Origin of the sequence: Pigmentiphaga sp. H8 (genome assembly GCF_003854895.1) — a bacterium.
GTDB lineage: Bacteria > Pseudomonadota > Gammaproteobacteria > Burkholderiales > Burkholderiaceae_B > Pigmentiphaga.
Genome location: NZ_CP033966.1, coordinates 3,212,252 through 3,226,441 on the forward strand (window position 1 = coordinate 3,212,252; position 14,190 = coordinate 3,226,441).

13 protein-coding genes and 1 tRNA gene are annotated in these 14,190 nt (G+C 66.3%); 6 read left to right on the forward strand and 8 right to left on the reverse strand.

Features of this window, described 5'->3' with window-relative positions:
- Window positions 1-206: 206 nt before the first annotated feature.
- The 4 genes from EGT29_RS15240 (at window position 207) to EGT29_RS15255 (ending at window position 2,721) form a co-directional block, all read left to right on the forward strand.
- On the forward strand, window positions 207-623 hold the full coding sequence (locus EGT29_RS15240; protein ID WP_124689786.1) for a RidA family protein: 417 nt from the start codon (window positions 207-209) through the stop codon (window positions 621-623).
- 54 nt (window positions 624-677) lie between these two features.
- Window positions 678-1,391, forward strand: coding sequence for a GntR family transcriptional regulator (locus EGT29_RS15245; RefSeq protein WP_124689787.1), 714 nt, complete (start codon window positions 678-680; stop codon window positions 1,389-1,391).
- A 25-nt stretch (window positions 1,392-1,416) separates the two neighbouring features.
- Complete coding sequence (locus tag EGT29_RS15250; protein WP_124689788.1) at window positions 1,417-2,280, forward strand: fumarylacetoacetate hydrolase family protein; 864 nt, start codon at window positions 1,417-1,419, stop codon at window positions 2,278-2,280.
- Between the two features lie 63 nt (window positions 2,281-2,343).
- Complete coding sequence (locus EGT29_RS15255) at window positions 2,344-2,721, forward strand: DUF427 domain-containing protein (protein ID WP_124689789.1); 378 nt, start codon at window positions 2,344-2,346, stop codon at window positions 2,719-2,721.
- 22 nt (window positions 2,722-2,743) lie between these two features.
- Here the strand turns inward: EGT29_RS15255 and EGT29_RS15260 are convergent, their stop codons facing one another.
- The gene (locus tag EGT29_RS15260) at window positions 2,744-3,508 is read right to left on the reverse strand and encodes an RNA polymerase sigma factor (RefSeq protein ID WP_124689790.1); all 765 of its coding nucleotides are present in this window, start codon (window positions 3,506-3,508) and stop codon (window positions 2,744-2,746) included.
- 56 nt (window positions 3,509-3,564) lie between these two features.
- Between EGT29_RS15260 and EGT29_RS15265 the strand changes: the two genes are divergently transcribed.
- Window positions 3,565-4,158 carry an ATP-dependent Clp protease proteolytic subunit gene (locus EGT29_RS15265; protein ID WP_124692373.1) on the forward strand — a complete coding sequence of 198 codons (594 nt, stop codon included), beginning with the start codon at window positions 3,565-3,567 and terminating at the stop codon, window positions 4,156-4,158.
- Here EGT29_RS15265 and EGT29_RS15270 read toward each other — a convergent pair.
- From EGT29_RS15270 to EGT29_RS15290, 5 genes are all read right to left on the reverse strand, one after another.
- Window positions 4,155-4,862, reverse strand: a complete 708-nt coding sequence (locus EGT29_RS15270; RefSeq protein WP_124689791.1) for a TorF family putative porin — start codon at window positions 4,860-4,862, stop codon at window positions 4,155-4,157. The genes EGT29_RS15265 and EGT29_RS15270 overlap by 4 nt on opposite strands.
- A gap of 237 nt (window positions 4,863-5,099) precedes the next feature.
- A tRNA-Gly gene (locus EGT29_RS15275) sits at window positions 5,100-5,175 on the reverse strand.
- A gap of 106 nt (window positions 5,176-5,281) precedes the next feature.
- Complete coding sequence (locus EGT29_RS15280; protein ID WP_124689792.1) at window positions 5,282-5,875, reverse strand: FMN-dependent NADH-azoreductase; 594 nt, start codon at window positions 5,873-5,875, stop codon at window positions 5,282-5,284.
- An 18-nt stretch (window positions 5,876-5,893) separates the two neighbouring features.
- Window positions 5,894-6,325 carry a carboxymuconolactone decarboxylase family protein gene (locus EGT29_RS15285; protein WP_124689793.1) on the reverse strand — a complete coding sequence of 144 codons (432 nt, stop codon included), beginning with the start codon at window positions 6,323-6,325 and terminating at the stop codon, window positions 5,894-5,896.
- A 34-nt stretch (window positions 6,326-6,359) separates the two neighbouring features.
- Window positions 6,360-6,803: a GNAT family N-acetyltransferase gene (locus tag EGT29_RS15290; RefSeq protein WP_124689794.1), complete on the reverse strand. Its 444-nt coding sequence runs from the start codon at window positions 6,801-6,803 to the stop codon at window positions 6,360-6,362.
- 73 nt (window positions 6,804-6,876) lie between these two features.
- On the opposite strand from EGT29_RS15290, the gene EGT29_RS15295 reads away from it, so the two are divergent.
- Window positions 6,877-8,328 carry a PLP-dependent aminotransferase family protein gene (locus EGT29_RS15295; RefSeq protein ID WP_370282381.1) on the forward strand — a complete coding sequence of 484 codons (1,452 nt, stop codon included), beginning with the start codon at window positions 6,877-6,879 and terminating at the stop codon, window positions 8,326-8,328.
- A 27-nt stretch (window positions 8,329-8,355) separates the two neighbouring features.
- On the opposite strand, the gene EGT29_RS15300 is transcribed toward EGT29_RS15295, so the two are convergent.
- Window positions 8,356-12,273: a filamentous hemagglutinin N-terminal domain-containing protein gene (locus EGT29_RS15300; RefSeq protein ID WP_124689795.1), complete on the reverse strand. Its 3,918-nt coding sequence runs from the start codon at window positions 12,271-12,273 to the stop codon at window positions 8,356-8,358.
- Window positions 12,274-12,282: 9 nt separating this feature from the next.
- The gene (locus EGT29_RS15305) at window positions 12,283-13,959 is read right to left on the reverse strand and encodes a ShlB/FhaC/HecB family hemolysin secretion/activation protein (RefSeq protein ID WP_124689796.1); all 1,677 of its coding nucleotides are present in this window, start codon (window positions 13,957-13,959) and stop codon (window positions 12,283-12,285) included.
- Between the last annotated feature and the right edge of the window lie 231 nt (window positions 13,960-14,190).

Consider the following 14,190-nt stretch of genomic DNA (forward strand, 5'->3'; position numbering starts at 1 on the left):
CGAAGCCATAATTGCATAAAGTATAAAATTCTCCACGTATGTGAGGTAAATACATGTTTTCCCGTAGGAAAATACATCGCCACACGAGGGAAAAATGCCGCAAAATTCCTAGCTATCCGGCGAAATGCTTGCACGTCCAATCAAAATTGAATACTTTATACAAAACGCAAGATATATCGTCCCATCACCAAGCGAGGAGCGCGCAGATGACCACCAAGCCGAAGTACATCAACCCCCAGGGGGCCTGCCCGGCCCAGGGGCTGTATTCCCATGCCACGGAAACGGCAAGCAGTGGCAAGACCTACTACATCGCCGGCCAGCTCTCGGTAGCCGGCGACGGCGGCGTTGCCGGCAAGGGGGATTTTTCCGCGCAGTTCGCGCAGGTGTTCCAGAACCTGGAGTCGGTATTGAAGGGGCTGGACATGGGATTCGACAACGTCGTCAAGTTCACGACCTACCTGGTCCATTCCCAGGATATCGGGCGCTTCATGGAACTGCGCGCCGACCTCTTTCCGCGCATCTTTTCGGGCCCGCTCTTCCCGCCCAACACGCTGCTGATCATCGATCGCCTGGTCAAGGAGGAGTTCCTCATCGAAGTGGAAGCCATCGCCCAGAAGGCTTAACCCCGCCTCCGGCCTTCGCTCTACTATTGCCCAGGCTTCCACTCCCTCGTCACCATGGCTACCGCAACCCTCGTCTCCGGACATTCCCAGCCGCTGCCCGAAATCGTCTACCGGCAACTGCGCAGCGCGATCCTCAACGGCATGTTTCCCCCGGGATCACCGCTACGGCAGGAAGAAATCGCACAGAAGCTGGGAGTCAGCCGCAACCCCGTGCGCGAGGCCCTGCCGCGCCTGGAGTCCGAAGGCATCGTCGTCCTGTCGCCGCGCCGCGGCTATACCGTCGCCCAGTTGGAGCCGAGCGAGATCCGGGATGTCTTCGCGCTGCGCACCCTGCTCGAGACCGAACTGGTCCGCCGCGCCGTGGAACTCAAGACCCATGCCGACGATGACAGGATCCTGTCCATCCTCGACCAGATGACGCAGTTGGCGGCCCAGGCGCAAGACGTGGACCGGGTCCGGTGGTTCGACCTGAACCTCGAGTTCCACGACGCGTTGATGCTGCCGGCCCGCTATCCGCACCACATGAAAGCGCTGGTGCAATCGCGCGGCGTGCTCGAGGTCTACATCCGCACAGAGGTCAAGCTGACGGGCGACCTGGACCAGGCCCAGCGCGAGCATCTCGAGATGGCGCAAGCCTTCATCGCGGCGGACGGGGACTTGCTGGTGGCGCTGACCCGCCAGCACTCCGAACATACCCGCTCCCGCCTGCTGACCGGCCTGGCGAAGACATCACTGGGCAGTGCCCTGGGCAATCCCAAAACCGCATGACCGCCCTTCACCGGATACCCACTTCATGAAAATCGCGACTTTCCTCCACGACGGCCAGCAACGGGTTGGCCAGATCTCGCCCACGGAAGACTCCGTCACTCCCTTCGCCCTTACCGCGGAGCAGGCGCACCTGGGCGCGCTGAGCCTGATCGAGGCCGGCGCGCACTCCCTCCCCGGCCCGGCCGGCAACCCCATACCGCTGTCGGCCGTCACGCTGGTGGCGCCGCTGCCCAAGCCTCGCCGCAACCTATGGTGCGTGGGCCGCAACTACCACGCGCACGCCAAGGAACTCTCGGGTTCCGTCTTCAAGGGCAACAGCGCCAGGACGGACGAATGGCCCATCGTGTTCACCAAGGTCCCCGAATGCGTGATCGGCCCCGACGCCCCCGTCAAGCTTCCGCAAGGAATCTCCGAGCAGATCGACTATGAAGCCGAACTGGCGGTCATCATCGGCAAGGGCGGCAAGAACATCGCCCGCGACGACGCGCTCGGGCACATCTTCGGCTACACCATCGTCAACGACGTGACCGCGCGCGACGTGCAGATGCGCCACGGCCAATGGGACATGGGGAAATCCTTCGACACCTTCTGCCCGATGGGCCCCTGGATCGTCACCGCCGACGAACTGGACGCCACGCGCACGCGGGTGCGCTGCTGGGTCAACGGCGAACTGCGCCAGGATGGCGAAACGCAGAACATGATCTTCGACATTCCCAGCCTGATCGAGACGGTCTCGCGCGGCATCACGCTCTATCCGGGCGACATCATCGCCACGGGCACGCCCGCCGGCGTGGGGATGGGCATGACGCCGCCCCGATACCTTCGGTCCGGAGACAAGGTGCGCATCGAGATAGACGGGCTCGGATCGCTGGAGAACCGGTTCGAATAAAAGCTGCGCTAAGCTGGGAAGGTCGTGTCGCGATCCACGGCGCCTTTTCTCCTGGAGCAAGCCATGACCGACCAGCCCGTCAAGATTCCCGGCCCCGACCATCCGATCACGATCACGCCGAATGCCGCGCGCATCGTCGTCGCGGCGGGCGGCCGCACGGTAGCCGATACGCACCGTGCGCTGACGCTGCGCGAAGCCTCCTATCCGCCGGTGCACTACGTACCGCGCGAGGACGTCGACATGACGCTGCTCGAGCGGACCGCGCATGCCACCTACTGCCCCTACAAGGGAGACTGCGCCTACTACAGCATCCCCGCCGGCGGCGCGCGCGCCGCGAACGCCGCGTGGAGCTACGAGTCGCCGCACCCCGCCGTGGCACGGATCGCCGGATACCTGGCGTTCTACCCCGACCGCGTCGATTCGATCCAGGAAATCCGCTAACGCCCGGCAGCGCCGGCAAGGATCAACCGCAGGACACGGACGCTTCGTCCAGGATCCTCCAGGCCAGCAGGTTCCGCACATGGACCTGCCGTGCTCCGCTGGAAACCTCCCCGCCCTTGCGCTCGCCGTCCCCGATGTTCGCAAACGCCGCCATCATCTGCGGGCGGCACGCGCGCAGCACGGCAATGAGTCCGCCCGGATCGCGCCGGGCCAGGGCGTGACGGCACAGCGCGAACAGGTATGTCGCGTCTTCCTGCTCGTTTTCATCCGGGCCGCGGTCGACGGACAACCTGGACCTCAGGCGTGCGAGCAGCCGATGCAGGTACTGGCGGGAGGCTTCCTCGCTGCGGCCCGTCAAGGCACCCAGCTCGGCGTGGCTGAATCCGAAGATTTCGTACAGCAACACCACCGCCGCATCGCCCGGCGCCAGGGTACGGCAGAGGTGGTGCAAGGCCGCCTCCACCCGCTGCGCCTGATCGGCCAGCCGCAGCGGCCAATCCGCGCACGCCGCTTGCGCAGCTTCTTCGACGGCCTGCGACAGGATGGCCTGGTAGCGTCCCTGGCGGCGCAGGAAATCGATGCACAGATGATGCAGCACCGTCACCAGCCACGCCTCCCGGCCCGCCTCGGTCGGCGGCAAGGTGCCGTTCGCGGTGCGCAGGTAGGCGTCCTGCACCAGGTCTTCGGCCTCGGCGCCATGCGCCAGCCAGCGCCGGGCCAGCGCGATCAATCGCTTGCGCAGCGCCTCGTCGTCTGCCAGGGGGTGGGAGGAGATCCGGGATGTCACGTTATGGGCGGCTCGTTCGTTTACCTGCAGAACCTAACATGAAAAGGAACCTCCCGATGCTTGCCAACGATCCCGACCACGCTTCCCAGCCCGTGTCCGGACAGAACAGCGCCTTCCTGGAAGAAAAGGCGTTCCGGACGCGGACGGTGCTGGTATTCGGCACCATCACCGACGCCACGGCCTCCGAAACGGTGCGCCGCCTGCTGGCGCTGGACGCCGAGTCCGACGCTCCCATCAACATGGTGGTGTCGTCCCCCGGCGGCCACCTGGAGTCGGGCGACGCGATACACGACGTGGTGCGCTTCATCGAAGCGCCGGTCAACATGATAGGCGCCGGCTGGGTGGGCAGCGCCGCCACCCACCTCTATCTGGGCGCACCGCGCGCCCGCCGCGTCTGCCTGCCGCAAACCCGCTTCCTGATCCACCAGCCCAGCGGCGGCATGGGCGGCACGGCCAGCGACATCGCCATCCACGCCCGCGAGATCGTCAAGGCGCGCGAACGCATCGCCCGCGTCATCGCGCGCGAAAGCGGGCAACCCCTGGAGCGGGTGCTGGCGGATATCGAACGCGATCACTGGATGCCGGCGGAGGAAGCCGTGGCCTATGGCCTGGTCTCGCGCATCATCGAGCGGCGCGGGGAACTGGCCTAGAACGCCGCTTGCAGCGCGATCTCGCCGCGCGTGCCCGCCATGCCCGGAAACAGCCTCCGGGCGGCCGCATCGGTTCCATGCAGGGTCAGGCGCAACTCGAAGGGAGGCTTGAACGCCCATACCGCGCCGACCGAGGCGTGGGTGTAGCTGTCGGCGTACGCGTCGTCCAGGAAATAGCGGGCCAGCGTGGCTTCGAGGCGCCATGCGTTCCCCAGGGGATGGCGCGCTCCCAACAGCGCATACGTGCCCGTCGTGCGGCTGGCCATGGCATTGCTCGAATGCCCTACCGCCAGCCAGTAGCGGTCGCGCCAGGTCACGGCGGCATTGACTTCGTTCCAGTTCGGATGCCCTTGCGTCGAGGGATACTGGTAGCGCAGGAAATAAGCATCGAGCGCCCAGTCCGGGGCCAGCTTTCCCGCCCAGCCGGCGGCAAGATCGAATTCCGCATAGGCGCCGTTGTCGGGCTTGAATTTCACCGTGGATCCCCACACCGAGGCATACAGTCCGGATTCGTGGGCGTATCGGACGCCTGCCTGCACCGCGGGACGTTCCCGCGTTTGCGACGAACCTCGCCACACATAGTCGGAGGTCAGGGCCGCGCTGCCCGACAACTGCGCGCGGACATCGGCCGGCAAGGCGGCCAGCAAGGCCGCGGAACCCAGCGCGGCAAGGCTGCCGCGGGAAAGAATAGAGATGAGCCGCATGTTTTCCACTTGAAAGGGATGATGGACATGACCGGCCCTCAGTATTCCGAAAGGCGTATAAATTCCTCGTTCAAAAACCGGGGGGCGCCGTATATTTTCCGTAAACGCGCGCAGGCGCGGCGGGAGACGAGACCGCCGCGGGCAAGGTAGCGAAAGGGGAAGATGGAATGGAAAAAGGGGCGCAAGGCCCCTTTCTGGATATTCACCGGCTGCGATGCGCGCCAGATATCGGAATTCTGGAGCGGGAAACGAGTCTCGAACTCGCGACCTCAACCTTGGCAAGGTTGCGCTCTACCAACTGAGCTATTCCCGCATTTTCACCGCTTTCTCGCTGCCCAAAAACCGGCGCGCAAAGCGAAGAAGCGAGACTATACACGATTTTTTTCCTCGCTGTCACATTGCGCGCCGCCCACCCCCCATCAGATCGTCGCCAGCAGCGTTTCCCTGGCTGCCGCGAGCCGGTCTTCGTCGAGGAACGCCGTCGCCTGCAAGGGCAGGAAATGCAGCGTGTTCAAGCCTATGCAGCCGAACGCCGCCCGCACGTAGGGCGTCAGGAAATCCGGCTGGTTGGCCCGCTCGCCCGTGAACACGCTCCCCGACGCGATGCCGATGAAAACCGGCCGGTCTCGCAGCAGGCCGATTTTTCCCGAGGGCGAAGACGAGAACGTACGGCCGATGCGCAGGATCTGGTCGATCCACGCCTTCAGCACCGACGGCACCGTGAAATTGTTCATTGGCGTGCCGATGACCAGGATGTCGGCGGCTTCCACTTCCTGGATCAATCGCTCCGACAGGCGCATCGCGCCGTCCGCGAGCCCCATCGCCAACGCATCCGGGGACGACAAGGCGGCCGCGTAGCCGGCCTCGGCATGCGGCAAGGGGTCCAGGCCCAGATCCCGACGCACGACGGTCGCCTCGGGATGCCTGGCGCGCATGCGCGCGACGATGGCGGCCGAGAGCCGGCGGCTGTGCGACACCGGCCGCGGGCTGCAATCGATATGCAGTATTTTCATGCCCTGTCCTGGCGCCGCCTATTGCCGCATGCCTATCGCCAGCCGGTTGAATGCGCTCATCAACGCGATGGCAAAGCACAGGTCGGCGATCTCGACGTCGCTGAAGTGCTGCTTGAGCGGCTCGTAGTCTTCGTCCGGCGCATGGGTCCGGTCCACGTGCGTGAGCGACTCCGTCCAGGCCAGCACGGCACGTTCGCGCTCGGTGAAACGGCCGCTTACGCGCCAGCCAGCCAGGGCGTCCAGCTTGGCCTCCGGCATGCCGTCGGCGCGCAGCGCTTTCGCATGCATTTCCAGGCAGAAGGCGCAGCCATTGATCTGCGACATGCGCAGCCAGACCAGGTCGATCAACGATTTGCCAAGGCTGCTCTTCTCCAGCGCTTTCTTGGTGGCCATGAAGCCCTGATAGGCCTCGGGGGAAAGCGTCCAATAGGACAGACGAAGGGTACTCATGGAAGATCTCCGATAGAAAACAACGATGTAGCGTTCAGGCCCGGGCCTCCAGCGGCTGGCAGAAATGCATGCCCTTGGCCAACAAGCCCTGGCGGAAATAGAACCGCTGTCCCAGCGCATTGCCCAGGCCCGTGTCGAGCACGAAATGCGCGCAGCCTTGCCGCCGGGCCTCTTCGCGCGCGGCCTCGATCAGTTGGCCGCCCACGCCGTGGCGCCGGGCATCGGCCGTCACCACCAGGTCGTCGACGTAGAGGAAACGTCCATATATCAGGTTCTCCTGTATGCGGTAACCCGCCAGGCCCTTGACCTCATTGTCTTGCCACGCGCCCAGCAGACGATAGCCCTGCTCGCCCTGGCGGCGCGCCTGCGCGGTGAAGGTGGCCGCATCGGCCAGGTGCGGGCGCAGCTCGCGCATGACGGAGAATCCGGCCTGGTAGTCCTGGTCGCTGTCCAGAAGGCGTAATCGAAACGTGCTCATGGGGATGTCCTTGTCGTGCAGCCGTTAATTTAGGAGAATCATGTCCTAAGCAACAGGTGCAAGAATTGGCAAAATGAGTGGGACATCGAGCCTGGACCTGCGGCACCTCAAGCCGAGCCGGGAACAGGATGCGCCGATCTACCTCCAGTTGTACCGGCGCTACCAGGAGGCGATAGCAAGCGGCAGGCTGCGGCCGGGAGACCGGGTGCCGTCGGTACGCAGCCTCGCCAGCGAACTGGGCCTGGCACGCGGCACGGTCGAAGTGGCCTACCAGATGCTGGTCGGCGAAGGCTATTTCATGGCCCGGGGCGCCGCGGGCACGGTGGTCTCGCCGCGCCTGGGAAACCTGGCCGACACCAGCCGCGCCAAGGTCTCGACGCCGCCTCCGGACCCCTCCTCCCGTCCGTACGCCCCGGACCACGGCACGCTGCCCTTCCAGCTTGGCGTGCCCGCGCTGGATGCGTTCCCCCGCAAGACCTGGACGCGCCTGGCCGGCCACACGCTGCGTACCCTGGAAACCGTGGCCATGACCTACCCCGACCCCGCAGGCTACGGCCCGCTGCGCCGCGCCATTGCCGCTTATCTGGGCATTTCGCGCGGCATCGCCTGCACGCCCGGGCAGGTATTCGTGACGGCGGGCTATCGGGGCGCCTTGGAGCTGGTGCGCCGCACCCTGTTGCAGGCGGGCGACCTGGGCTGGTACGAGGATCCCGGGTATATCTTTGCCCGGCAATTCCTGGAGCGCGCGGGCATGCGGCTGGCGCCCGTGCCCGTCGACGAGGAAGGATTGAACGTGCGCTTCGGCCGGCAGCGCGCGGCCGATGCGCGATTCGCCGTGGTGACGCCCACCCACCAAAGCCCGACCGGCGTGGCGCTGTCCCTGCCACGCCGGCTGGAGCTGCTCGAATGGGCCCATCATCGTCGCGCCTGGATCATCGAGGACGACTACGACAGCGAATTCCGCTACCAGGGCCGGCCCCTGCCGGCGCTCAAGAGCCTGGATCGCAACGAACGTGTGCTGTACACCGGCACCTTCAGCAAGGTGCTGTTTCCCGGGCTACGGCTGGCCTATCTGGTCGTACCGGCGTCCCAGGCGGGAAAGTTCAGGGACATGGTGAACCACCTGCCCGACCCGGGCTCGGTCCTGCCCCAGGCCATGGTGGCCGACTTCATGGAACAGGGCCACTTTGCCCGGCATCTGCGCAAGATGCGCCCCCTGTACGCAGCCAGGCGTAGCCACCTGGCCCATGCGCTGGCGCGGATACCGGGAGCACGCCTGCATGTCCAGCCGCAGGCGGGCGGCATCCATATACTGGCTCATCTACCCGGCGGACAAAGCGACAGGGCGGTAGCCATGGCCGCCCAGAACGCCGGGCTTGCCGTCCAGGCGCTGAGCGACTGGCGGATGCGCAAGTCCATGCAAGGGGGCTTGTTGATGGGGTTCGCCAATTTCGCGACGGCCGCAGACGCCGCGGCGGCCGTTGGGCAACTGGAGGCGATACTGGAGAGCCCCGGCCTCACGTAGGCGTTGCCGCCAAGGGTTGCCGATGTATCACGGCAACCGGATGCCGCTGCCCCTGACCGTTACCGCTTCTCCGAACTCCCGCCCCTGCTCGACGTTGGCGGACACGGCCCATGGCCTGTCCTTGGCTTGCAGATCCGGCCATGATCTTTGCGCGCTCGTGATCGCCGCAGCGGCTTTCGGATCCAGTTCGGCTGGCCGCGGCGAGGCGGAGGGCCGAATATCGGCCGACAGCGCTGCCGTTGGTTGAATCAGCGTGTAGTTCGAGGCATCCGCCCCGCCCAGTCCGAAACTGCCCTGCAGCGTTACCGGTTTGCCGGCGCCTACCTCGGCATCGGCGAACGAGGCCGTCACCCCACGCCCGTCCAGCGCCACCTCGTCGCCCGCCACCGCCCCCGACAACGTTGCGCCCGTCCACGTGGCGGCGGTGGTGCCATCATAGGTCTTGCCATCGACCGACAATCCCTCGACGGCCAGCGCCTTGGGCGTGACCGTGTAATCGCCCCCCACGAAACTGATGTCATAGCCCCGCTGATCGGAATACAGGCCGGACACGCCCAACGTGCGGTTGCCGGCGTTCTTGCCGTCCAGCGCGTAGACGGCCGTGCCGTCCAGGACCGCTGAGTCGATCGACTGCGTATAGGACCCGCTGGCCGACGTATTGCCATCGTAGACCTTGCTGCCGCCACCGGCCGCGGTCACCGTGATCGCCGTCAGGAAGCTTCGTAGCAAAGGCGTGGTGCCGCCTTCGTACATGCGCCAGGCCGTGTCCTCGCCGCCCCGGTCGGAAATATTCCAGCCGGCCTCGGTGAACGTGGCGAGCTGCCGCAGCTCGTCCAGCCGCTTGCCTGTCACGCCTTCGGGATTGCCCCCTGCCGATCCGTTGTTGATCGGGTTGCCGTCGGCATCGGTGGTCGCGTAGAAACTGCGGGCGATCGTGCCGTCGTTCATCCCTACCAAACCGCCGCGGGCGCCGCTGCCCGTCACCTTGCCCGTCGCGTAAGTCTCGGCGATCTCGCCATTCGAATTACGGCCCACCAGGCCGCCGGTGTTGTCGCCGCCCGCCACGGTGCTTGCCGTATAGGCGCTGGTGATCGTGCCGTTCAAGTTATGGCCCACCAAACCACCGGTATCGTCGCCGCCCTCCACCGTACCTGTCGCATAGACGTTGGCGATCGCTCCTTCGTTGGCGCCGGCCAAGGCGCCGGTATAGCGGCCGCCCGCAACGGCGGCATCGGCCAGGCCGATGTTGCGCACAACGCCGCCGCTGCCCAGGTGACCGAACAGGCCGACGTAGTCTGCCGTCCGGGCTATCCTCAGGCCGCTGACGACATGGCCCCGCCCGTCGAAGGTACCGGTGAAGGCGGCGGCGGGGCCTCCGGGGCCGTAGGCGCCGATCGGATTGAACCCCTGGCTGCTCCACATGCCCGATGCGCGCGAGCCGTCGGCCACCGACATATCGATATCGTGGGCCAGCGTGTAGCGGGCCGACAAATCCAGATCCACCAGTTGCAACTGGTGGGCGTTGCCGATGGAGGTGGCGTATTCGAACATCAGGAAGGGGCGGGTCGAGCCCTCCACCATGTACCAGTCGTTGCCGAAGCGAAAGTTCTCGTAGCTGGCCTGCCTGAAGGCATCCGCCGTGCGCAGGCCGACGAGTCCGGCGCCGGCGCCGGAGCAACCGATGCTCGAACCGCAGCCTTGCGACTGGCCGGTGCTGTCCATGTCCCAATAACCGCCGATGACGGTAACGTAGTCGCTGTCCCCGATCAGGCCTCCGGTCAACCCGCCCGCCACCTTGCCGGTGGCGTAGGAATACCACACGGTACCGTGCTGGTATTGCCCCACCAGACCACCGGCCGATCGGGTTCCGGTCACGTCGCCGGTCGCGTAGCTGTACCACAACGAGAACGAGTCGACGCCCCCTACCAGCCCGCCGGCATGGCCACCCCGGACGTTGCCGCTCGCATAGCCATACCGAAGGGCCGAATTCTCGCCGGCCCCGAACAACCCGCCGACATTGCCGCTGCCTTCGACGTCGCCGGTGGCATACACATGATCCGCCCTATTAACGAGATAACCGATCAACCCGCCGACGTTGTTCTCGCCGCGCACGTTGCCGGTGGAATAGGCATGGGATACCAGGCCGTCCCGGGAGTACCCCACCAGGGCGCCCGTATTGTTGCGGCCATAGGTCGAGCCGCCTCTCAGACCCACGTTGCGAACGATGCTGTCGTCGGCGAGGTAACCGAACAAGCCCACGTTGTCGGTGCCGGGACGATTGATGGTCAGTCCGTCGATGGTATGGCCCAGGCCATCGAAAACACCGCCGAAACCCACGTCAGGGCCCTCTTTTCCGATGGGATCGAAACCGAGGAAACCGCCACTGCCGTCCGGGTTCCAGCCCGCCGTGGCGCTGGCGTCGATGTCGCGGCCCAGCGCGTAGTGGCCGCCCAGGTCAGCGCCGATGTCCTGCAACTGGGACAGGCTGGCGACGATGGTGTAGGGCGTGCCCTTGATGCTCAGGCTGTTGCCGGTGCCGGTGAAATCCACCCGCCCCAGGCCCGGCATGACGTTCACCGTGCCCGCGGCAACGGCCGTATCGGAGCCATTGGCGGTAGCCGGATTCAGCGCCAGGCCGGCGGTGCCGCCGGCGGTCATCGTCGCGTTGATGTTGATGTTGTTGGCGGCGGTGAGTGTAAGCGTATTGGCGCTCCACTCGACCGTGTCGTTGACGTTGAGGTCGCCGACGCCAGCAGCGGTTCCGGTACTGGATTCGATCGTGACGTTGCCGTTGCCCAACTGAGCGCCGAGTGCGGCTCCCGTCATGTCGCCGCCGCTGGCGGCGATGGTGAAGTCCACCGGGTCGATCAACCAGGTGCCGCTCTGGCCGCTGGCCGCCTTGGTGGTGATGCGGACGTCGTCGGCGATACGCACCCGCCCCGCGCTCGTTTCGATGAAGCCGCCGTCGCCCCCGGCGGACGCACTCGCGTCGAGCGTGCCGGCAACCTCGATGCGGTCTTTTTCCATGCCGCCCAGCAGCACGATCCTGCCGTCTTCTCCCGTGGACAGGGTGCGCGCTTCGGTCACGCCCGTATGGTTGATGACCGTGGACGTCAACGCGCCAGCCGAGGCCGCCGTCATGTATACCCGCCCGCCGTCCGCACGGATCGCGCCGCCCTGCTCGATCAGCGCGTCGATCGCACCTTCGTCCACCTTGATCTTGACCGGCCCGCCCAGGTCCAGCGTGACCTGGTCTCCCGCGCCCAGCAACACGTTGCCTTTCGCGGCCTCGATGCGGCCCCGGTTGACCACGCGCGCCGCCACCAGCGCCACCGTGCCGCCGTCCGCGGCGCGGATCATGCCTTCGTTGACGACGCCGGCCCCGCTACGGCCTTGCAGGACGTACTTGCCGTCCTTCTCGGAGATGGCGTGCGTGGTGGCGATCAACCCGCCCACGTCCACCTGGGCCGTGGGGCTGAACACGATGCCATTGGGGTTGGACAGGAATACCTGCCCGTTGGCCTTGAGCGCCCCCTGGATCGAACTGACGTCGCTGCCCGTGACCCGGTTGACGGCCACCGAGCTCGCGTCCGGCTGCACGAAGCGGACCGTATTGCCGCTGCCGATGGAGAAACTCGTCCAATCCATTCCCAGCCTGGCGCTGGACTGGGTGATGGTCATGTCCGGACCGCTCTGGTGGATGACGCCGGCGCCCGAGGTAACCTGCCCGCCCGTGGGCAAGGGCCCCCCCGCCCACGCCGGTGCGGCCCCTGCCAACAAGCCGCCTCCCAGGAATCCCGCCAGCAGGCCCGCCTCGGCCAACCGCCGCAGCCGCTGCCCGCCGCGCTTGCCGTGCGACCTCTCGATCTCCGATACCGCCACCCAGGCTCCCCGGGCCTCGCTCCATGCCAGGCGATACGTATGGTTCAGGCTTGCGCGTTTCATAGGTCTCTCTCAAAAGCGATAAGCCAGGCTGGCCCATGCCAGCGGCCGCGCGTCACGCGTGTCGGATCGCGGCTTGCCTCCGTGCGTGCGCCAGGCCAGGCTCACGTCCACCGTCCACGCCTTCTGCATGATCGCCCGCAGGCCGAAGCCCATGCCCGACAGCGTCCGGGTGTTCTCGCCCGGCGCCCAGGGATCCTGGTTGACTTTCACCCGGCCTATGTCGAAGAAACCGTAGGGCGTGACGTTGCCGATCGGGTAGCGCAGTTCGGTCTGCAGCAGCCAGCCCGCATCGCCATAGCCTTCGCCGAGCGGATACGCCCGCACCCCGCCCTGCCCCCCCAGCCCGAAGCTTTCGGACGAATGCAGGTTCTTGTTCGCCCACTGCGCCATGAAACGCGCGTACAGGTTGAGGTTCGCCGGCAATTGCTGCAAGCGCGCCACGTCCAGATTCAACTTGTGGAAGGAGCCATTGCTGCGCGCCGTTGCCTGATCCGCCGCCATCAAGGTCGACCCCAGGTGCAGCTTGCCCGGCGTCCAGCTCAGTTGCCCGTAGGTCAGCCCGCCCAGGCCGGCCAACAGGGTGTCGCGCGCATCGAAGCGCAGGCTGAAAGGCACGCTGTCGCTGGAAGCCTTGGTACGGCTGTCGGCGGCCTCCATGTTGTCCCTGAGTGTCTTGTGCTGATAGAGCAGCCCGGCCGTGACCCCGCCCCAGGCCGCCCGCCACAGCGGATACGACAGCCCCACCGAGGCGATATCGGCCCTGCCGCTGGCATTGAGCGGCGAAAATTCCTTGCCCAGTTCGTAGCGGGTGTGGGCGAAACGCGCCTCCGCGCGCAGGCCGCTGGTGCCCAGCGGGGCCTCGTAGCCGAGGGCGCCCAGCCACATGGTTTCGGTGGTGAGCAACGCGTCGAGGGTGGCACGGTCGCCGAAGGTGAACAGGCTGTTGCCCCACAGGCCCAGAGCGGCTCGCCCGGCGCCGGTGTAGCGGTTGCCGTAGTTGTCCACGCTGGCCTGGCCGCCCCATTTCCGGGCCATGGCCACGCCGACGTCGAGATCGCCTTCGCCCACGGCCGAGCCGGGCCCCATGACGGGGTCGACCGCTACACCGGGCAGGTCGGACAGCAGGTAGATGCTGCGTTCGAGCTCGCGGCCGCCGATGACCTGGCCGGGCCGCAGGGCCGACAGCCACGGCTGGGCCTGGCCGGCCAATTCTCCCGACGCCGTGACCCGGCCATAACGCCCTTCGAGCACCTGGATGCGCAAGGCGCCGCCGTCCAGCGCCTGGGCCGGAACGAGGGCGCGGGCAAACGGGTAGCCGGCGCGTCGGTAATGATCGGTGATGCGGTCCGCCAGGGCCTTCAGGCCGGCAAGATCGTAGCGGCGGCCCGTGGCATCGGCCACCAGCGCCTGGAGCTGCGCGGACGGGATCGAGGTGTTGCCGTCGATGGTGATGGAAGTAACGGCAACCTGGGGCCCGCCCGGAGCGACGGACTCGACCATGGGAGCATCGAGCTTGAATGCGGGAGGCGTGATCGGCTGCGGCAAGCGCGGGCGCAACTCTTGCAAAGTCCGGCCCGCGTCGGGCGCCTGCTGGGCGCGGACGGCGCTGGCGGGCATGGCGGCAGCAAGGGAGACCGCCAGCGGCAGCGCGGCGGCGATGATGAGATGGCGAGGGCTGGTGTGCATTGCTTCCGGGAAACTCCGTGAGGTCCACGCATGACCACCGCCGGGCTCGGAAACAACGGATATGCTGTCCCAGGGGGTTATAGCCATCGGATGATGGTAACCCTTATTTGCAGAGTATCTCAAACCTCTTCAAACCGGCATGGACGGATTTCGCCGGGTACCTGGAATGAAAAAAGGAGCCGAAGCTCCTTTTTTCAAGGACCGACGGACTTCGGCAGAAGCCTGTCGATC